The 19199-nt window shown below is 66.1% G+C and carries 22 protein-coding genes; 8 read left to right on the top strand and 14 right to left on the bottom strand.

Annotated features, from left to right (window positions below; all coding sequences use genetic code 11):
- Positions 1-4: 4 nt before the first annotated feature.
- Both phnH and phnG read right to left on the bottom strand, forming a co-directional pair.
- On the bottom strand, positions 5-562 hold the full coding sequence (phnH, locus tag ACXAG6_RS05760; RefSeq protein ID WP_475335914.1) for a phosphonate C-P lyase system protein PhnH: 558 nt from the start codon (positions 560-562) through the stop codon (positions 5-7).
- Complete coding sequence (gene phnG, locus ACXAG6_RS05755) at positions 559-999, bottom strand: phosphonate C-P lyase system protein PhnG (protein WP_475335911.1); 441 nt, start codon at positions 997-999, stop codon at positions 559-561. Before phnG ends, phnH begins: the two co-directional genes overlap by 4 nt.
- A 103-nt stretch (positions 1000-1102) precedes the next feature.
- On the opposite strand from phnG, the gene phnF reads away from it, so the two are divergent.
- Positions 1103-1831, top strand: a complete 729-nt coding sequence (gene phnF / locus ACXAG6_RS05750) for a phosphonate metabolism transcriptional regulator PhnF (RefSeq protein WP_475335909.1) — start codon at positions 1103-1105, stop codon at positions 1829-1831.
- 3 nt (positions 1832-1834) lie between these two features.
- Here phnF and ACXAG6_RS05745 read toward each other — a convergent pair whose 3' ends face one another.
- The 7 genes from ACXAG6_RS05745 to ACXAG6_RS05715 all read right to left on the bottom strand — a co-directional run bounded on the left by ACXAG6_RS05745 (position 1835) and on the right by ACXAG6_RS05715 (position 10817).
- Entirely contained in the window at positions 1835-2443 is a 609-nt protein-coding gene (locus tag ACXAG6_RS05745) for an LbetaH domain-containing protein (protein WP_475335906.1), read from the bottom strand.
- On the bottom strand, positions 2443-3747 hold the full coding sequence (gene phnE / locus ACXAG6_RS05740; RefSeq protein ID WP_475335904.1) for a phosphonate ABC transporter, permease protein PhnE: 1305 nt from the start codon (positions 3745-3747) through the stop codon (positions 2443-2445). The genes ACXAG6_RS05745 and phnE (ACXAG6_RS05740) overlap by 1 nt, the downstream gene beginning before the upstream one ends.
- Entirely contained in the window at positions 3747-4619 is an 873-nt protein-coding gene (gene phnE / locus ACXAG6_RS05735; protein WP_475335902.1) for a phosphonate ABC transporter, permease protein PhnE, read from the bottom strand. Before phnE (ACXAG6_RS05735) ends, phnE (ACXAG6_RS05740) begins: the two co-directional genes overlap by 1 nt.
- A gap of 66 nt (positions 4620-4685) precedes the next feature.
- The gene (gene phnD, locus ACXAG6_RS05730; protein ID WP_475335901.1) at positions 4686-5591 is read right to left on the bottom strand and encodes a phosphonate ABC transporter substrate-binding protein; all 906 of its coding nucleotides are present in this window, start codon (positions 5589-5591) and stop codon (positions 4686-4688) included.
- Between the two features lie 59 nt (positions 5592-5650).
- Positions 5651-6499: a phosphonate ABC transporter ATP-binding protein gene (gene phnC / locus ACXAG6_RS05725; RefSeq protein WP_475335898.1), complete on the bottom strand. Its 849-nt coding sequence runs from the start codon at positions 6497-6499 to the stop codon at positions 5651-5653.
- A gap of 159 nt (positions 6500-6658) precedes the next feature.
- Positions 6659-9550 (bottom strand): methyl-accepting chemotaxis protein, encoded by a 2892-nt coding sequence (locus ACXAG6_RS05720; protein WP_475335896.1) that lies wholly within the window; start codon positions 9548-9550, stop codon positions 6659-6661.
- 106 nt (positions 9551-9656) lie between these two features.
- Positions 9657-10817 (bottom strand): ABC transporter substrate-binding protein, encoded by a 1161-nt coding sequence (locus tag ACXAG6_RS05715; RefSeq protein ID WP_475335893.1) that lies wholly within the window; start codon positions 10815-10817, stop codon positions 9657-9659.
- 267 nt (positions 10818-11084) lie between these two features.
- On the opposite strand from ACXAG6_RS05715, the gene ACXAG6_RS05710 reads away from it, so the two are divergent.
- From ACXAG6_RS05710 to ACXAG6_RS05685, 6 genes are all read left to right on the top strand, one after another.
- Complete coding sequence (locus ACXAG6_RS05710; protein WP_475335891.1) at positions 11085-11615, top strand: DUF2087 domain-containing protein; 531 nt, start codon at positions 11085-11087, stop codon at positions 11613-11615.
- On the top strand, positions 11612-11992 hold the full coding sequence (locus ACXAG6_RS05705; protein WP_475335890.1) for a GFA family protein: 381 nt from the start codon (positions 11612-11614) through the stop codon (positions 11990-11992). Before ACXAG6_RS05710 ends, ACXAG6_RS05705 begins: the two co-directional genes overlap by 4 nt.
- A 40-nt stretch (positions 11993-12032) precedes the next feature.
- Entirely contained in the window at positions 12033-12590 is a 558-nt protein-coding gene (locus tag ACXAG6_RS05700) for a hypothetical protein (RefSeq protein WP_475335888.1), read from the top strand.
- Positions 12587-13069, top strand: a complete 483-nt coding sequence (locus ACXAG6_RS05695; RefSeq protein ID WP_475335886.1) for a hypothetical protein — start codon at positions 12587-12589, stop codon at positions 13067-13069. Before ACXAG6_RS05700 ends, ACXAG6_RS05695 begins: the two co-directional genes overlap by 4 nt.
- Positions 13070-13156: 87 nt before the next feature.
- Positions 13157-14437 carry a flavin-dependent oxidoreductase gene (locus ACXAG6_RS05690; protein ID WP_475335884.1) on the top strand — a complete coding sequence of 427 codons (1281 nt, stop codon included), beginning with the start codon at positions 13157-13159 and terminating at the stop codon, positions 14435-14437.
- Positions 14438-14547: 110 nt separating this feature from the next.
- The gene (locus ACXAG6_RS05685; protein ID WP_475335882.1) at positions 14548-15213 is read left to right on the top strand and encodes a GntR family transcriptional regulator; all 666 of its coding nucleotides are present in this window, start codon (positions 14548-14550) and stop codon (positions 15211-15213) included.
- Positions 15214-15316: 103 nt separating this feature from the next.
- On the opposite strand, the gene ACXAG6_RS05680 is transcribed toward ACXAG6_RS05685, so the two are convergent.
- The 5 genes from ACXAG6_RS05680 to ACXAG6_RS05660 all read right to left on the bottom strand — a co-directional run bounded on the left by ACXAG6_RS05680 (position 15317) and on the right by ACXAG6_RS05660 (position 18499).
- Complete coding sequence (locus ACXAG6_RS05680; RefSeq protein WP_475335879.1) at positions 15317-15763, bottom strand: N-acetyltransferase family protein; 447 nt, start codon at positions 15761-15763, stop codon at positions 15317-15319.
- Positions 15760-16410 (bottom strand): phosphoribosylanthranilate isomerase, encoded by a 651-nt coding sequence (locus ACXAG6_RS05675; RefSeq protein WP_475335877.1) that lies wholly within the window; start codon positions 16408-16410, stop codon positions 15760-15762. Before ACXAG6_RS05675 ends, ACXAG6_RS05680 begins: the two co-directional genes overlap by 4 nt.
- A gap of 1 nt (position 16411) precedes the next feature.
- Positions 16412-16771, bottom strand: a complete 360-nt coding sequence (locus tag ACXAG6_RS05670) for a LapA family protein (RefSeq protein ID WP_371707340.1) — start codon at positions 16769-16771, stop codon at positions 16412-16414.
- 9 nt (positions 16772-16780) lie between these two features.
- On the bottom strand, positions 16781-17062 hold the full coding sequence (ihfB, locus tag ACXAG6_RS05665; protein ID WP_140013038.1) for an integration host factor subunit beta: 282 nt from the start codon (positions 17060-17062) through the stop codon (positions 16781-16783).
- Positions 17063-17281: 219 nt separating this feature from the next.
- Positions 17282-18499 (bottom strand): MFS transporter, encoded by a 1218-nt coding sequence (locus tag ACXAG6_RS05660; protein ID WP_475335874.1) that lies wholly within the window; start codon positions 18497-18499, stop codon positions 17282-17284.
- Between the two features lie 216 nt (positions 18500-18715).
- On the opposite strand from ACXAG6_RS05660, the gene ACXAG6_RS05655 reads away from it, so the two are divergent.
- The gene (locus tag ACXAG6_RS05655; protein ID WP_475335871.1) at positions 18716-19144 is read left to right on the top strand and encodes a GNAT family N-acetyltransferase; all 429 of its coding nucleotides are present in this window, start codon (positions 18716-18718) and stop codon (positions 19142-19144) included.
- Positions 19145-19199 lie beyond the last annotated feature (55 nt).

Below are 19199 nucleotides of genomic sequence, written 5' to 3'. Positions count from 1 at the left end.
CGCCCTAGCCCTCCACCCGGGTGCTGCGGGGCAGGCCAGCAAGGCGGCTCCCGGCGCAAAGAATAAAATCCAGCCCCAGCGGAAACAGCGCCCGGTTGGCGCGGTGGGCCTCCGGGTCGGGCAGGGTCAGCCGGGCCTCTGTTTCAATCCCCGGCCCGGTGAGCCTTGCGCCCTCATTGGCCAGCTGCTCGACCTCAACAATCAGCGTGGCCGAACGATCAGGATACTCCGCCGTGCCCTTGGCGAAGCCATCGAGCGGCGCGAGGGCCGCCCAGCCACCCAGCGCAAACATCGCCGCATGGCGCGCCACCACCGGGGCGCCGGTGTGGAAGGCGAGCCATTGGCGCAGCGCCGGGCTGTCCACGTCCTCGGCCAAAAACACAGGCGTCGTGCCATCAACCAGCGTGAGCACCACCACCGAACCCGCCACCGACAGGCCCGGGGCCTGCGCGCCCGCCACGGTCTCGATCCGTCCGGGCCGGGCCATCGCCTCCAGCACGGCGCGGAAGGCGCGGCTGGCCTCGGCAGGCGCATCGGCAAATCCGCCATCCAGCGCGTTCATGCGTCCTCCCCCCGGACCAGCGTGAAAAATTCAACCTTCGTGGCCGCCGCCCGGGCCGCACGCGCCTTGCGCGCCTCCGCCCGGGCCGCGGCCAGCGGGGCCAGAACATGGCGCCTGACATCGCCCGCCCGCCCCGTTTGCATCAGCGCGTCACAAAGCGCCGCCCGCTCGGCATGGGCCTTGTCGCGGCCCTGCACATAGGCATGGCCCACCTCGCCGCTCTCCAGCTTCAGCGCGCAGCGTGTGACCGTGATTTCACCGAGGTTGAACGCCGCGCCAGTGCCGCCCATCCGGCCCGGCACCATCACCCCGCCCACCTCCGGGCGGCGCAGCCAGTTAAAGCCCGGCAGCGCGCCGAGCCGCTCCACCGCATCTGCCAGCGCCCCCGGTTTCGCGGTCGCCAGAGTGCCCATCCATGCCTTGCGTTCATCGCTCATGAGACAACTTGCCGATTTGTCTAGGAATCTATACAACTAGACAAATCATAGGCCCGAGTCGCCCAGCGCGTCCAGTGCCGTTTCATGAAGTTTCGGTAACACCATGGCCCGCACCCCCGCACGAACCCCCGTCTGGAAGTCCATCGCCGCCACGCTTGAAGGCGAGATCGCCCAAGGCCTCTACCGCGCGGGTGACAAGCTGCCCACCGAGGCTGCCCTGTCCGCGCGCTTCGGGGTCAACCGGCACACGGTGCGCCACGCGCTGGCCTCGCTGGCCGAGGCGGGCGTGGTGCGCTCCCGGCGCGGGGCCGGGGTGTTTGTCGAGGCTCCGCCTACCGAATATCCCATCGGCCGCCGCGTGCGCTTTCACCAAAACATCCGCGCCTCAGGCCGCCTGCCCGAGAAGCGCGTGCTACGGGTGGAAACGCGCCCCCCGACCAAGGCCGAGGCGGCGGCTCTGGGGCTGGAGCCGCAGGCGCAAGTGGTTGTTTACGAGGGGCTTTCGCTCTCGTCCGGCAACCCCATCGCCCATTTCACCTCCACCTTTCCCGCCGCCCGCTTCCCCGGCCTCGCCGATCAACTCGCTCAAACATCTTCCGTCACCGAAGCCCTGCGCCGCGAAGGCCTGTCTGATTACATCCGCGCCGAAACCCGCCTCACGGCAGAGCGCGCCAGCCCCACACAGGCCCTGCACCTCGGCCTGCGGGAAGGCGACCCGCTGCTCAAGACAACGGGCCTAAACCGAGACCTTGAGGGCCGCCCGGTGGAACATGGTGAAACCTGGTTTGCCGGAGATCGCGTGGTGCTGACGGTGGCCCATGACGACGGCTGAGGCCTAAGCGTATTTCTCCAAGAACGCCTCGGCCTTCATCCCGCGAAAATCGTCCAGCGCGGCCCGGATCGCCTCATGCGACCAATCCCACCACGCCAGTGCAATCAACCGCTCGGCCACCTCCTCGGGCTGGCGGCGGCGCAGCAGCCGCGCCGGATTGCCCGCGACGATCTCGTAAGGGGCCACATCCTTCGTCACAATCGCGCCCGCCGCCACCACCGCGCCGTGGCCCACCGTCACCTCGGGCTTGATCATCGCGCCATGGCCGATCCACGTGTCATGCCCAATGGTGGCCCGGCGTCCGCGGCGGGCCGAAAACCACCCAGCATCACGCTCGGCATCCTCCCAAAGGTCATCTGAGCGATACATGAAGTGATGCAGCGACGCACGGTCCAGCGGATGATCCGTCGCCCCCACCCGCACGAAGCTGGCGATATTGGCAAACTTGCCCACCGTCGCATTGGCGATGTCGCAATACCGGTCGCAATAGGAGTAATCCCCAAACTCCGACCATGCCACCCGGCTGCCCCGCTTCACCTCGCAGAAGCGGCCAAAACGAGAGCCCTCGATATCGCACTCCGGCTCGATGACCGGCGCATTTTCCCTCAGCATCAATCGCCCTTGATCAAGCGCCGCCGCAGCCAACCCGAGAGGCTGTCCATCGCCATCACCATCAGCACCACGAGAACGATGTAATAGGTCACCTCCTCCCAGTCCTTCTGGGTGATCATCGCCTGCGTCAGCAACAGGCCAATCCCGCCCCCGGTAATCGCCCCGATGATCGTGGCGCTGCGGGTGTTGGATTCAAGGTAATAGAGCACCTGACTCAGCAGCACCGGCGCCACCTGCGGGATCACCCCAAAACGATAGCGATGCAGCCGCGCCGCCCCGGTGCTGGCCACGCCTTCAATCTGCTTCTTGTCCACGTTCTCCAGCGCTTCAGAGAACATTTTGCCAAAGCTCCCGGTATCGGTGAGCAAAATGGCCAGGCTCCCGGTCAACGGCCCTGGCCCAAAGGCGCGGGAGAGCACAATCGTCCAAATCAGCCCGTCCACCCCGCGCAAAAAGTCAAACACCCGGCGGAAGGCAAAGCGCACGGCGGCCAGTGGGGCAAAGTTCTTCGCCGCGAGGAAGGCAATCGGCAGAGAGATCAGCGCCGCGCCGAAGGTGCCGAGGAAGGCCATCAACACCGTCTCAAACATCGCCCAAGCCACCGCCGCATGCATCCACATCGGGTTCTGCCAAAAGTCATGCCACGCGCCCGCAAGGTTGCCCCGCGCCGGGTCGATCTGCTCGCCAAACAAAATGCTGCCCAGCCCGTGCCCGTGATAGGGGCTATCGAGCGTGAAGAAGAACAGCTCCCACCCGCCAAAGTAACGGAAGGTTTCTGTGCGAGACCGGGTAAAGGTCAGCCGCGCGCCGGGCAACGTCACCTGAAGCCGCGAGTTAGAAACCGACACATAGTCAGGCAGCGGCTCCGACAGGTTCGTCACCACCCGCCGCCCATCAAGCCGCGCCTCAATGGTGCGCTCGCCCGGGATCACCAGTTCAACTGCATTACCGGGCAGGAAGCTGGCCACCCGGCCCCGGCCAAGGTCCACCACCGTCACCTCGCCCGCGCTGCTCACCCACTCAGGCCGCTCGCCCTCGGGGTAGGCCCCCTTGCGCTCGCCCTCCACCGCATAGCTCATCTCGCCATTGCGGTTGTCGCGCGTCACGTGGGTCTTGTAGCTCCACGTATCCCGCAACAGGATCTGCGCGTTTTCCGGGCGGGCGCGGTCGATCAGGCCGGGCACATCGAAGGCAAAGAAGATGTACACGAAGTACAGCAAGATCAGCCCCGGAACGGCGAAGGCCAGCAGCGTCTTGCGGTTCACGGAGGCCTCGGCCTCGGCGTAGCGTGCGGCGAGGTCCATCAATGCGCTCCCGGGCCAGACAGCTTGTGGCGGGCATAGCTGGACAACTGGTCAAAAAAGACAATCGTCAGAAACAGCAGGATGAAAATCGCCGCCGCCTCGTCAAATTTGCCCTGCCCCCAGCTCATCGCGTTCTTCAGCTCGTAGCCGATGCCGCCGGCGCCCACGAAGCCAAGGATGGCCGAGGCGCGAATGTTGATCTCAAAACGCAGCAGCGCATAACTCAGCCAGTTCGGCGCCACCTGCGGAATCACCCCCAGCCACATCCGCTGGGTCCACGTCGCCCCCACCGAAGAGAGCCCCTCAACCGGCTTCAGGTCGGCATTCTCCGCCACCTCGCTGAACAATTTGCCCAGCGCCCCGGCGGTATGAAACGCAATCGCAATCATCGCAGGCACCGGCCCGCCGCCGAGCACGAAGATCAGCATCAGCGCAATCACGATCTCGGGCACGGCGCGCATGATATCCATCGCGCGGCGAAACAGCGGGATGGCGCGGGGCCAGCGGGCAAGGCCACGGGTGGCAAGAAGCGAAAACACCATCGCACCCACCGCGCCCAGCAGGGTCGAGACGGCGGCGATGTTGATGGTCTCCACCAACGCGGGCAGGTAATTTAGCAGGTGTTCGGGCAGCAGGTTCAACCGCGGGATGGTATCGGCCACCACATCTGCCGGGAAGTCGAAGATATGCGGCAGCCCGCTCCAGAACCCGCCCGCATTGCGCTCATCGGCGAGCATGAAGCCAGACACCATGAGCAGCGCAAACACCGCCAGCGTGATCCCGCCATAGAGGCGGCGCTTCTGCACCAGCGCGAGATAATGCGCGCGGGTGGTCTCCAGCCCCTGAGGGCCATGCTGGGAGATATCTGCCATGGGGCTGCCTTGAAAAAGAGGTGGCCCCGCCCGGTGGTCGGGCGGGGCCTTCTGCGGCGGGGCCGCTTAGTTGCTCTTCGCCTGACGTGCGGCGACGATGCTTTCGTAGGCGGAGTGGTCGATCGGGTCGAAGCCAAGGCTCTCACCGGCGGAGATGTTGTAGGTGCACTCCTTGTCGGCCTCATACATGCCGTCGACCAGCGCGGTCATCTTGGCCTTCACTTCTTCGGGCAGCGCGGTGCGCAGCACGATCGGGCCTTCGGGGATCGGCTTGGAGCGCCAGATTTCAACCAGATCGTTCATGTCGACGAGGCCGGCATCCACCGCCTTGCGCAGCGCGCCGGAGTTGAAGCCGTCTTCCCATTCGCCCTGGCCGTCGGCCCAGGTCACACCGGCGTCGATGTCGCCGTTGTTGACGGCAACGATGGTCTGCTCGTGGCCGCCGGTGAATTTGACTTCACCGAAGTAGTCGCCCGATTCCATGGTGATGCCTTCACCGGCAGTCGGGATCTCGACCGAGGGGATCAAGTAGCCGGAAGTGGAGTTGGGGTCACCAAAGCCAAAGACCTTGCCCTGCATGTCTTCCAGCGAGGTCACGCCGCTGTCTTTGCGGGCAAAGCCGATGGAATGGTAGCCATAGGAGCCGTCGAGGTTGATCTTCACCAGCACCGGGGTCACGGCGTCCGGGTCTTGCAGGTGCACGCCAGCATAGGCCGAAGCGCCGAGCCAGGCCATGTCGAGCGTGCCTCCCAGCAGGCCCTGCATCACGCCGTTGTAGTCTGCCGGGGCAAAGAGCTTGACGGGCACGCCCAGCGCTTCTTCGGTGTAGTTCTTCAGGCACTCGTGGTTGTTCATCCGGTCCTGGGCGTTTTCGCCGCCAAGGATACCGATGTTGAACTCGGTGATGTCCTGCGCGGTGGCAGCGCCAGCGAGGGCCGTGGTGGCAAGGGCGGCAGCAATGAGGTGTTTCATCTGTCTCTCTCTTTTCCGGTTTGGTCGTGCCCCTTGTTCTTGCGGGGCGGTTTGGAAACTCAGGCGCTGATCGGAGGGCTTTCCATCTCGTCAGCGCGCGGGTGAGTGGCTCTGTCGGGCGTGGCCGCGTCGAGGCTTTCGATTTCGGTCGAGGTCGCCGCCTCGCTGAAGCTTGCGTCAGCGCCATAGATCTCGCGGGCCATGTCGGTGGTGAGCTGCTCGGGCAGCCCGTCAAACACGATGCGGCCATCGCGCATGCCAATCACCCGGTCGCAGTAGCGCCGCGCGGTGTCGAGCGTGTGTAGGTTGGCGATCACCGTGCGGCCGTCTTCCTCATGGATCCGGCGCAGCGATTGCATCACCACTTGGGCATTCATCGGGTCGAGCGAGGCGATGGGCTCGTCGGCAAGGATGATCTTCGGATCCTGCATCAGCGCCCGGGCGATGGCCACGCGCTGCTGCTGTCCGCCGCTCAGGGCTTCGGCCCGCTTGGGGGCCTGTTCGGCAATGCCGAGGCGGTCGAGAATGTCGATGGCGCGGTGAATATCGGCCTGCGGATAGAGGTTGAACAGGGTCGAGAACGTGGAGCGGCGGCCAAGCGTGCCATGCAGCACGTTGGACACCACATCCATCCGCGGCACGAGGTTGAACTGCTGAAAGATCATCGCGCAATCGGCCTGCCAGGCCCGGCGGGCTGCGCCCCTCAGGCTGGTCACATCGCGCCCCTCAAAGGCAACCGACCCGTCCGATGCGTCCGTCAGCCGGTTGAGCATGCGCAAAAGCGTCGATTTGCCCGCGCCGGAGCGGCCAATGATCCCGATCATCATCGGCTTGTCGACGCTGAAGCTGGCAGCATTCACGGCCGTATTGGCGCCAAAGCGCCGTGTCAGCTTGTCGATGACGAGCATGCAGTCCCCCGAAACAGTCGGGGGCAGGTAGCAGGCTGGCGACGAAGCCTGTGTGACGGTCTTGTTAAGGTTTTATGACGCGCGGTTCAGGGCGCAGGTCCAATGTGGCCGGCGCGGTTGGCCGCGGGCCTTATATGGCCGACGCGGGTGGGCGCAGGCTTACGCGCTGCGCGCGAAGGGAACGGGAATTCGGCTGGCCTCGCTTTCGTCGATCTCTTCATATGCTGCGGCTGCTGGTGGCGCCTCCGGCGCAGAAGACGGGCTTCGCCCGGTGGCCCCTTCGGGGCGGCTTACGGTGGCCGCGCCTTGCGGCGCGGCGGCGTCGCTCGTGCGAAAGCGTGCGGAAAGATCAAAGAGGGTGCGGGCTTCCTCGGTCAGCAGTTGGCTGGAGGCGGCGGATTCTTCGAACATGGCCGCGTTATCCTGCGTGGCCTGATCCAGTTGGGCGACAGCAAGGCTGATTTCGCGCACCCCGGACGACTGTTCGTTGGCAGCCCCTGCAATGGCCGTGATCTGCTCTGAGACGTCGCTCACCAGATCAAGGATACCATTGAGCGCGTCACCCGCTTCGCCAACCTGGGCGACACCGCGGGTGATCCGATCCCGCGTGGCATTGATGAGATCGTTGATTTCCTTTGCGGCATCCGACGAGCGATGAGCGAGCGAGCGCACCTCCATGGCGACCACGGCAAAGCCCCGGCCCTGTTCTCCCGCGCGTGCGGCCTCAACGCCCGCATTCAAGGCGAGCAGGTTGGTCTGAAAGGCGATGTCATCGATCAGATCGACAATCTTGGAGATCGCCGCAGAGGAGGCTTCCACTTCGGTCATGGTTTCCACCGCGCCATGCACCGTGCTCTGGCTGGTTCTGGTGTTGTCGCGGGTGATCTGCATTATCCTGTCAGCCTCGCGGGCGCGCTCGGCGGTGGAGCCGGCGCTTTCGCTCAACTGGGCGACGGCGGCGCTGGTCTCTTCCAGCGTGGCGGCGCTGTTTTCAGTCCGGCGGGCAAGATCCTTGGCGGCGGTGCTGATATCCTGCGACGTCGTGTTAACGATCCCGGCGCTCGCCGTGAGCGCGGTGATGAGCTCTGCAAGGGTCTCCACCGCGGCGTTGAAGTTGCGGCGCAGGCTCTCGTAGGTGCCGGCAAACTCGGTGTCGATCGTCACCGTCAGGTCGCCTGCGGCAAGCTGGTCGAGCGCGGTCGCCAACCGGTCAACCACCTGCTGCTGCTCGGCGGCCCGGGCCTGGCGCTCCTCTTCGGCGGCGGCTCGAATCTTCTCTCGTTCCTCGGCTTCGGCGGCTTCGCGGGCGCGGGCCTCTTCCTCGCGCTGGCGCTCCGCCGCGCGGGTTTCTTCTTCACGTGCCCGCTCTCGCGCCTCTTCTTCTCGCTGGCGCTGGCGCTCTTCGGCTGCCCGCGCCTCCTCGGCCGCCTGCATGGTCTGGCGTTCGATCATGCCGTCCCGGAACACCTTGAGCGCCAAGGCCATGCGGCCGATTTCACCGCCTGTCTTGTCAAAGCCTTCAACCGGCCCGAGATCCCCACGCGAAAGCCGCTCCGTGGCCTGAGTGACGCGCGCCATTGGTCGCAAAATCAGCCACCATGTAAACACGGGGGCCGCCAGCAGCAGGATGAGGCTGGCTAGGGCGATGGTGCTGAACTGGCCGCGCGCAGTGTCAGCACGCGTCAAAATGCCTTCGCTGCCTGTCACCACGGCCGAAACCGCCTGTGCAGCATTGCCGCGTGCAGTGTCGACGATGCGGGCAATCGCCTCTCCCGAGGCGTTTGAACGTGCGGAAGCCTCGGACTGGGCTTCAAGCATCCGACGACGGGCTTGCACCACCCCGTTGTCGGTTTCCACGATGGCATGGATGTCATCGAGGATTTCCGCAAGCGATTCCGGCAACTCCCGGCCGGTAAGCACGTCATCGAGATGGAGCAACGCCCCATCAACGGCACTCTGTGCCCCGGCGGCTGCATTGGCGTCCTGCGCGGCAACGCCGAGCAGGGCCTTGGCCAGTACTGCCTTAATCGAACTGTCAATTTCCGCAGCATCGCGCATCCGATTCACCTGAACATCAAGCAGGGTGCGGATCGCCGCCTCATTGCCGGTCGCAGCCTCCTCGGCCTCAACAGCCAGCTCAAAACTCACGTCGTCGATCGCGCTACTCAAGGCCACCGCAGTCGCCTGCCGCAAAGCCAAGACCTCTTGCCGCAAGTCCGCCCGTTGATAGTCCTTCTGTTCCTGCCGCTCCCGAAAGAACTGACCGGCGGCGGTGATCTGCGCCATGTGGTCGCTCGCCACCGCATCGTCCGGCAGGCTCAAGGTAGCGGCCTCCAACTCGGCCAGGCTGGCAGCTGCGAGGTCTCCAAGGATCACTTCAACAAACATGTCGGGCTCGTCCGCCAGCACGAGGGTGAGACCGCTCAACAGGTTGATCTCCGCGCGCACCCTCATCAGGGCCGTCATCCGCTTGAACTCATCATTCACCAGTGCATTCAGGGTCGAGGTCACGGTTTCAACGGTCTCTTCCCCGCCGATCTGCAGCTCGAAGTAGGCGTCATCGGCCAAACCCACCAGCTCGCCGTTTGCGTCTTCCGACAGCGCCACGAAGCCCGAAACCATCTCTCGCACCCTCGCCCGCTCGCGCATGCTGCGCTCCAGTGATCGGATCATTGCGGCATTGGCGATATCGAGGTCGGCCAGCAGCGGGTCAATCTCGGCTTCGGCGTCTGCGGAGAGGTGCTGCGCCGCGGCCTTCAGGGTGCCCACACGCTCTTGCAACCGGGCTGCCGCCTGCTCAAGTGCCTCCGGGTCCTCGGCGAGGAGCACATCGGTCATCGCGCCCTGAACCGCCCCCGTGCTGGCCGTCACCTCCACGCTGGCTTCGATACCGGGCAGGTTCTCGTCAATAAAAACACGCAACGCGTCGGAGAGCGCCCCGAACACGAGCAGGCCAATCACCAGCGCCGCCGAGGTCATGGCACCCAACGCCAGCAGGATAACGGCGAATTTGGCGGCGATGCTGCCGGTGAGGGCTTTGATGCGTGTCACGCTGTGTCTCCTTGGCTTGGGTGGGCGATGCGCCGTGGTTGAGAGGTCAAAAGCCGCCCTCACGCGCAAAACGTCAGGGCAGCTCGTCGTTCTGGCTGGTGCGCGGTCAGGAGCCGCCGCCGCTGACCACGGTTTCAAACCCGCCGTCACCGGTGATCCGGGTGAGGAAAACCGTGTCGAGGCCCTGATTGTCGCCCTCGCCGAAGTCAAAGCCGAGGCCGCCAAGGTCGAAACTGCCAAGCCCGGCCAGCGCCGCAAGATAGCTCTCTCGGGTCAAGTCCTTGCCCGCGGCCTCCAGCGCACGCAGCGCCACCCGGCCTGTCAGGTACCCTTCCAGCGTCACGAAGCCGGGCTCTGCCTCAGGGTTCGCGGCAGCCATCGCGGCCTGATACTCGGCAACGATGGGCAGCGAGTCGTCCCACGGGAAGGGCACCACCTGGCTGATGATCACGCCTTCGCCCGCCTCGCCCAGCTCCCGGGCCAGCGCCTCGGAGCCGACGAAGGAGATGTTCACGAAGGTCGGCTCAAACTTCAGCTTCTTCGACAGCTTGATGAACTCGGCAATCGGCTTGTAGGCGCCCACCATCACCACGGCATCGGGCTTGGCCTTGCGGATATCGAGCAGCGCGGTTTTCACCGCGACGGTGTTTCGGGTGTAAGTGCCTGTTGCCGCAAGGCTCATGCCCCGCTTCTCCAGCGCCGCCGTTACCCCCTTCAGGCCAACCCGGCCAAAGCCATCGTCCTGATAGAGCAGCGCGATGTTTTCCATGCCTTGCTCATCCACCAGATAGGCGATCCAGGCTTCCGTTTCTGCCCCGTATGTTGCCCGCACATTGACCACGTTGGTCAGTTCCGGGGCTCTGAGAAAGCCCGCTCCGGTGAAGGGGCCGATGTAGGGCAGCTGTGCAGCAGTCGCCTCGGGCTGGGTGGCCAGCGCGGTGGGCGTGCCGACCGCGCCGATGAGGCCGATATGCGCCGCGCCTTCGATCACGTCGAGCACATGGGCCACCGAACGATCCGGCTCGTAGCCATCGTCACGACTGTCCAGCGTAACCTTGCGGCCATGCACGCCGCCTGCGCGATTCGCCTCTTCGAAGGCCGCCGCGATCCCATCGCGCATGCCCTGCCCCAGCGCCGCTGCCGGCCCTTCCATCGCGGCCACCTGGGCGAAGTGAACGGAATCGGGCTCCACCCCATCCTTGGCGGCAAGGGGGGCGGACGTCATCAGGGCAACAAGCGGGGCGGCGAGGGCAAGCAAGCGTCTCATCAAACTCTCCAGAAAGGGGTTGGGCTTGCCTGCCCCTACCATCCGGCGGCTTAAGGAAAGGTTCACAGCCAAGCTAAAACCCCGGCGACTTGCCTCCAAAGCGCAGCCGCGCTACCTCTTTCGCAGGGCAGGCTGCTGCCTAGGCGTCGCTGTGCCCCTCCGGGCAAGCTGAAAGCAGCCCTTCACATCCCGCGTGCCCTGCCTCACCAGCGCCGCGTCGTAAGCCAGCGACCACGACAGCCTGACCGGCGCGCCCGAGGATATGTCATGCCGAAACCCTCCGTTCCGCTCTCCGTGCCGGATATCTCGGCCTTTGCCCGTGCCCTTGCCCGCCAGCTCGATGCGCCCCCCGGCCACCAGAGCCTGCTCAACATGCTGGCGCGCGCTGCGGGCTTTAGGAACTACCAGCACCTGAACGCCGCCAACACCGCCCGAGCCCGGCTTGAAGAGCCGCCCCGGCCCCCCGCCGACCATCGTCAGGTTGAACGCGCGATGGCGCAGTGGGACGAGGCCGCCCGCCTGCGCCAGTGGCCCGCGCGCCGCGCCGTGCAAGAGCTCTGCCTCTGGGCGCTCTGGGCACGGCTCCCCGCCGGGGTAACCCTGCACGAACGCGATGTGAACGGCGCGCTGAATCTCGCGCATTGCTTCGACGATGCCGCCATCCTGCGGCGTTCGCTCATCGGCATGGGCCTGCTTGCCCGCAACGCAGACGGCACCGATTATCGCCGCTTAGAGAAAGCCCCGCCCCCCGAAGCCCGAGCGCTGATCGGCCACCTCTCGGCCCGGCTGGCGGCATGAACCCCCATAGCGGCGCGTGTCTCTGCGGTGCCATCAGCTTTACCGTGGATGGCCCCCTGCCCGCCCCGACCGCCTGCCACTGCAGTCGCTGCAGCAAGCTCTCGGGCCACTATGAGGCCTCCACCGATGTGCCCAAGGCCGCGCTGCGCGTCACCGGCACGCCCAGTTGGTTCGCCTCCTCCGCCAAAGCCCGCCGCGGCTTCTGCCCCACCTGCGGTGCCACCCTGTTCTTCGACCCGCTGCACCACGCGTGGATCGGAGTCAGCATGGGGGCTTTCGAGGGGCCAACGGGCACGCGGCTGGCCCGGCACATCTTCACCGGCGCGAAGGGCGACTACTATGACATCGCCGACGGGCTGCCCCAAAACCGCGAATAGCGGTTGCAGGCGGGCGCAGCAGGGCCGACAAACGCCGCAGATGTCAGACGATCCCACATCCGAGGCCCCGCCCCGCCGCAAAATCATCGACGGCGGCTTTCTGGTGCTGCTCGCCGTCACCCTTCTGGCGGGCGGGCTGGTGGCGTCAAAATACGGCGCGGCCCATGCGCTGGCGACGGCGGTGGGCGCGCTGGGGTTCCTCGCGGTGCTGCTGCCCAAGGTCGGCGCCGGGCTCTTCGTCGCCGCCGCAGTCCCCCTTCTGCTCCCGCGTGAGAAGGTCTCGGCCCTCATCGGGCAGGAAAGCGGCTGGCGCGGGCTCTTGCTGGCCTCTGCGGCGGGGGCCCTGCTGCCGGGCGGACCGGGGATGACCTATCCCCTCGCCGCCGCCCTCTTTGCCGCCGGGGCTGATATCGGGGCCACACTGGCCTTCATCACCGGCTGGTCCCTGCTGTCGCTCAACCGCACCCTGATCTGGGAGCTGTCCTTTCTCGACTGGCACCTCGTCGGCCTGCGCGTGCTGCTCTGCCTGCCCGCCCCACTCGTGGTGGGCCTCGCCGCACGCGCCGTCCTCGGCAGACGCGCAAGGCAGCGCCCATGAATATCCTCATCGGCACCATCCTGCTCTGGGCCCTCGTCGCGCTCACATGGGTCAAGCTCGCCTCCCCGGCCCGCCGCCGCACGGCGCTCACGGCCACCGCAAACCTCGCCGCCTTCACCCTGCCCCGGCTCTTCGTGGCGATGATCGGCGCGGCCCTGCTGGCCGAGCTGATGCCCGCCGACCGGATCGAACAGCTCTTCGGCCGCGACGCAGGCCTCCGCGCCCTGCTGCTCGCCGCCCTGCTCGGCCCGATCACCCCCGGCGGCGCCTTCGTCAGCTTCGCGCTGGCCGCCGCGGCGCTGAAAGTCGGCGCAACCCCAGCCGCCGCGCTTACCTATGTGACCTCATGGAGCCTCTTCTCGCTGACCAAGCTGCTGGCCTATGAGATGCCCTTCATGGGCGCACGCACCATGGCGCAGCGGCTGGCGCTCTCCCTGCCCATCCCGCTCGTCGTCGGGGCCATCGCCAGCCTGTTCTGAGGCGCCCCGCCGCCCCTCGCACAGGCCCGGCTTGATTGCACCGCCCCACCTGCTAAAACCCCGCGACCCCGGGAGGAGACCATAGGCATGACACATCCCCACGTTCTCATCGCAGGCGGCGGCATCGGCGGGCTGGCCACAGCGCTGACCCTGCACCAGATCGGCGTGCCCTGCACCGTCTTCGAAAGCTCCCGCGAGCTGAAGCCGCTGGGCGTGGGCATCAACCTTCAGCCCAACGCAGTGCGCGAACTCTACGATCTGGGCATCGGCGCAGAGCAGCTCGATACAGTCGGCCTGCCCGCGCGCGAATGGGCCCTTGTCGGGATGAACGGCAACGATATCTACGCCGAACCGCGCGGCACCGACGCTGGCTACCACTGGCCGCAATACGCCGCCCACCGGGGTGGCTTCCACATGCTGCTGGCCAACACCTTCATGGCCCGCGCCGGGGCAGAGGCGCTGCAAACCGGCACCCGCGTCACCGGCTACACCCGCACCGAAAACGGCGTGACCGCCCAGCTCGAACATGTCGATAACACCACTTCCGAAGCCACCGGCACGCTGTTGATCGGGGCCGATGGCATCCACTCCGCGATCCGCGCGCAAATGCACCCCGAACAGCCCTCGATCCACTGGGGCGGCGCGCTGATGTGGCGCGGCACCACGCTGGCCAAACCCATCCGCACCGGCTCCTCCTTCATCGGGCTCGGCACGCACCGACAGCGCATGGTGATCTACCCGATCTCCCACCCCGATCCCAAAACCGGCCTCGCCCTCGTCAACTGGATCGCCGAAGTCACCTTCGACGAGGCCGAGGCGCGCAAATCCGGCTGGTTCCGCCCCGCGCCCATCTCCGACTTCCTCCACCACTTCGAAGACTGGCGCTACGACTGGCTCGATGTGCCCGCCCTCATCTCCGGTGCCGACACCGCCTATGAAAACCCCATGATCGACCGTGACCCGGTGGAAACATGGGTCGATGGCCCGGTGGCGCTAATGGGCGACGCCGCCCACGCCATGTATCCCACCGGCTCCAACGGTGCATCGCAAGCCGTGGTCGACGCCCGCGAGATCGGCGCGGCGATGCTGGAGCACGGCGTCACACCGCAGGCGCTTGCGGCCTATAACGCCAAGCTCTGCGGCCCAATCTCCGAGGTGATCCTGCGCAACCGTGGCGCCGGGCCCTTCGGCCTGCTGAACATGGTGAACGACCGCTGCGGTGGCACCTTCGATGATATCGACACGGTGATCCCACCCGCAGAGCGCGCCGAGTTCATGGCCCGCTACCAATCCGCCGCCGGTTTCGCCCGCGACGCGCTCAACGCCGCGCCGCCCACCATCGCGCCCGGGGCCCGTCTCCCGGCCTGAAGCAAAAAATCGACAATCCGGGTTTGCACGATACTTCAGGGCACCATCGTTGATCGGCCTCGGCCAGCCTGCTAGCCTTTCTCAAAATCCGGGCCCCTCATGACCACGCAATGAACATCGCACAGGAAACCCTTTCCGACCGGGCCCACGCCTTGCTGCGGGGAGATATCGTCTCGGGCCGCCTCGCGCCCGAAACCCGCCTGCGCATCGCTCAGCTCTCCAAAAGCTACAATATCGGCGCAAGCCCCCTGCGCGAGGCGCTCTCCAAGCTCTCGTCAGAGTTCCTCGTCATCTTCGAGCCCCAGCGCGGATTCTCCGTCGCCCCTGTCTCCGCCGACGAATTGCGCGACATTTCCCGCGTCCGCTGCGAGCTGGAAAGCGAGGCCCTGCACCGCGCGATCATGGCCGGCGATGAAGCCTGGGAAGCTGGGATCGTCTCGGCCAATTACGCCCTGAGCAAAGCCGACGCCCGCCGAAAATCCGGCGGCGAGGCGGATGCCCCGGATTGGGAAGACAAGAACCGCGCCTTCCACGAGGCCCTCGTCGCCGCCTGCGACAGTGTCTGGCTCAAACGCCTTCGCGGGCTGATCTACTACCAGCACGAACGCTACAGGCGCATCTCCCTGATCAACCCCGACCCGGCCCGCGACATTCAGGGCGAACACGCCGCCATCATGGAAGCCGCCCTCGCCCGCAACGTCCCCGAGGCCATCCGCCTGTCAAAGGCCCATATCGACCAAACAACCCAAGCCGTTCTCAGGGTCATCGACCCATAAGGCCCCCGGCCCCGTAGGGTGGGCAATCTGCCCACCACCCCGGCCGACGCGCGCAACAAAGAGGCCCCTCACCGAGCGCAGCGGGGCACCCCAGCGAACGGCCTCAAAGATATTTCTTGAATCCCAAATGGCTGGCCACAAATCCCAGCCCTTCGTAAAACCGCCGCGAGTCCACCCGCTCGGCGTTCATCGTCAGCTGCACAAGGCTGCACCCCGCCACCCGCGCCCGCGCCTCCACATCGGCAAACATCAGCGCGCCAATCCCCGAACCGCGCAGCGCACTCGATACCCGAACGCTCTCCACCTGCGCGCGCCGCGCCGCCGCCAGCGACAGGCCGGAAATGAAGGTCAGCTGATAGGTCGCCACCACCTCGCCATCGCGCTCGCCCACGATCACCCGGTTCGCGCCTTCTTCGGCCATCGCATCGAATGCAGCGTAGTAGCGGCCAAGGTCTTCGCTCTCGCGGCCCTTGCCCAGCATGTCATCGGCCAGCATCGCCACCACCGCCGGCACATCCTCACGCCGCGCTTCGCGAAAGCGCACCGTCATGCAGATACCCCGGCAACAGCCTCCATGAAGGCGCGGATCAACCCCGCGTCCTTAACCCCCTTCTCGCGCTCCACACCCGATGAGAGGTCCACCTGCCTTGCACCCGTGCGCGCCACCGCCTCGGCCACATTGCCCGCATGCAGCCCGCCCGCCAGCAGCCACGGCACCGGCCAGCGCCGCCCGGCGATCAGACGCCAGTCAAACGGCAAACCATTGCCGCCCGGCAGCTCGTCACCCGGCGCAGGCTTGGCATCCACCAGCAGCATGTCGGCCACTTGGCCATAGTCATCCAGCGCCGGCAAGTCGGCCTCTCCGGCCACGCCCACGGCCTTCATCACCGGCAAACCGTAGCGTGCACGCACCTCTGCCACCCGCTCCGGGCTCTCCTTGCCATGCAGCTGGATGATATCCAGCGGCACCGCCTCCACGATCTCGTCCAGCAGATCGTCACCGGCATCCACCACCAGCCCCACCTTGGCCAGCCCCTCCGGCGCAGCCAGCGCCAACGCCCGCGCCTCGGCAGGGCTCACATAACGCGGCGATGGTGGAAAAAAGTTCAAACCGGCATAAGCCGCCCCGGCCTCCGCCACGACGCGCATCTCCTCCGGGCGCTTCAGCCCGCAGATCTTCACCCGAATGTCATGCATCTCAGCTTGCCTTGCGGTCGTCCAGCAGCGCCAGAACTTCGTCCTGCTCCTGCCCGGTCTCGCGCTTCACCGCATCCAGCTCCCGCTTGGCCCGGCGCGCCTCCTTGGCTTGCCGCGCCGCTTCCGCCCGGTGCTTGTGCTCGCGGAACCACTCCCAAACGAAGCCCACCAGAATGCCCAGCGCGATCATCGCAAAGAGCGAAATGAAGAGCGGCAGCGTAATCTGATAGGGCAGCCCCAGCAGATCGGCCAATTCGCCCGGCAACAGCTTGAGCGTCACCGGCTCGCGATTGGCAAGGGCAAGAGTGATGAGAACGATGGCGAGGAGGGCCAGAAAGCCCCAGCGGAGATAACGGATCATACGGCCAGGTTACTTGCCGTTCAGCCGGTCGCGCAAGAGCTTCCCGGTCTTGAAGAAGGGCACATGCTTCTCTTCCACGTCCACAGCCTCCCCGGTGCGCGGATTACGGCCCACCCGGGCATCGCGCTTCTTCACCGAAAACGCCCCGAACCCGCGCAACTCCACCCGGTCACCCTCGGCCATCGCGCCGATGATCTCTTCGAAGATGGTGTTCACGATCCGCTCCACGTCGCGCTGATAGAGGTGCGGATTCTCGTCAGCGACTTTCTGAATCAATTCCGATCGGATCATGCTTCCCCCCTAAAGGACGCTTGTTCGGCCACGTTTCCATGTCTGGCTTCTGGCTCGACTATAGGCACAAAAATCAGCGACCGAAACGGGGCGAATGCGTCATTTGATATCTTTTCCGCGCCCATGCTCCATTTTCCGCCTGAAAAACCAAGGCTTTGGCAGTGCAGAAAGCGCGCGCCGCCCGCGCCGCAGCGCAGCATCAGGCGAATCGGCAAGCGCTCAAAATCTCAGCTTCGCCCAGCCATAGGCGGCCACAACAAGCATCGCCCCGCCGCCAATCAGGTAGGGCAGCCGCAGCGCCAGCTCCCGGCCCAGCCCGGGCTCGGCCAGCGCCACCAGCGCCCCGCCCGCCAACGCGCCCAGCGGCATCATCCCCCAGCCGAAAAACCGATAAAGCGCGTTCACCCGCCCCAACAGAGCATCGGGGATAATCCGCTGCCGCCAGCTTACGGTGACGATGTTCCACAGCATCGCCGCCACCGCCTCCAGAAACAGCGCCGCCCCGGCCAGCGCGGGCGAGGCTCCAAGGCCAACCATGAAAAACGGCACCGGCATCAGGCAAAGCGCCAGCCGCAGCGTGCCCGTTGCCCCGAGGCGGGCAATCACCCGCGGGCCAAACATCCCGCCCAGCACCGCGCCCGCGGCCCCGACCGCAAGCAAAACCCCATGACCGGCGGCATTAAGCCCCAGAATTTCCTGGCTCAACAGCACCAGCACCGTCAGCCACATCATGTTCAAAAAGTTGATCAGCCCAAGCATCACCGCGAGCCGAAACAGCAGCGCCTTGCCCCGCAACCAGCGCCAGCCCTCCGCCAGTTCCTCGCGCATCCGCCGCCTCTCGGGCACCGCCCGGCGCGGCACCGAAATGGCCCACACCAACCACGCCGCCAGCGCAAAACTCACCGCATCCAGCAAGAAGGGCGCGGGCACTGCCCAGGCAATCAGCAGCCCCGCCAGCGGCGGCCCCACGAAATGCCCGGCCACCTGCTCGGCGCTCCAAAGCTGCCCATTGGCCGCCTCAAGGTCACCCGGCTCCACCACCGCAGGCAAAAAGGTCTGCGCGGCATTGTCCCGCACCACCTCCGCCGTGCCGAGCAAAAAGGTCAGCGCCGCCAGCGCCACAACCGGCATCGCCCCACCGCCCTCGGGCATCCTCAGCGCCAGCGCCACGATCCCGATGGTGAGCACCACCCGCAGCGCATCCGCCCGCACCATCAACGCCCGCCGGTCGCCCCGGTCCACCACCGCACCCGCCGGGATGGCAAACAGCATCCACGGCAGCGATCCGGCAAAGGGCACCAGCGCAATCAGCATCGGGTCCCGGGTGAGCAGGGTCGCCAGCCACGGCACAGCCAGTGCCGAAACCCCGTCGCCAAGGTTTGAAACCGAGGTGGCCGAAAACAGCAGGCGAAAATTCCGGTTACGCGCAAGCAACATGTTCGCAGCTATGCATATCCCCCAACCAAGCTCCACTCTTTTCCAAACCGCGTCAGGGTGCTACCAAAGCCCATCAATGGAGATTTGATGCACTGATGTTTCAGACGGCACCCCAAGGCGGTGCCACCCCGGGCCAAGCCCCACGCGCAACCCGCCAAGCTGCGGGCGCTGGTGCTATGGCCCCCTGAAATTCCACACCATCAAGGGATCAAACCATTGATACGACCCTACAATCCCGGCGTCGACGACGACGCCATCGTGCACATCTTCACCGAGGCCAGCCGCCTCGCCCATAGCTTTCTGGGAGAAGACTTCATCCTGAACGCCGCCGAAGACGTGCGCACCATCTACCTGCCCAACGCCCAAACCCACGTCTGGGACGAGGGCCGCGGCCCGCTCGGCTTCATCGCCCTTGTCGGCAGCGAAGTCGGCGGCTTCTTCATGGACCCGGCCCATCGCGGCAATGGTCATGGCCGGGCGCTGATGGACAACGCCCTGCACCGCGCCGGGCCGCTGGAGCTCGACGTGTTCCTGCGCAACGAAATCGGTCGCCGCTTCTACGCGCGCTACGGTTTCACATCGCTGGGCGAGCGCTTCGATGATCGCTTCGGCCAGCCGGTCCTCCGCCTGCGCTCACCGGGCTGATCGGCCCCATGGCGCCCGCCCCACCGGCGGGCGCCACCCTGTCGCATTTTCTTGC

The sequence above is a fragment of the Vannielia sp. ABF1_015 genome (assembly GCF_056160745.1).
The sequence above is the reverse complement of the archived record's forward strand: the minus strand, read 5'-3'. Positions and strand labels throughout refer to the sequence as shown.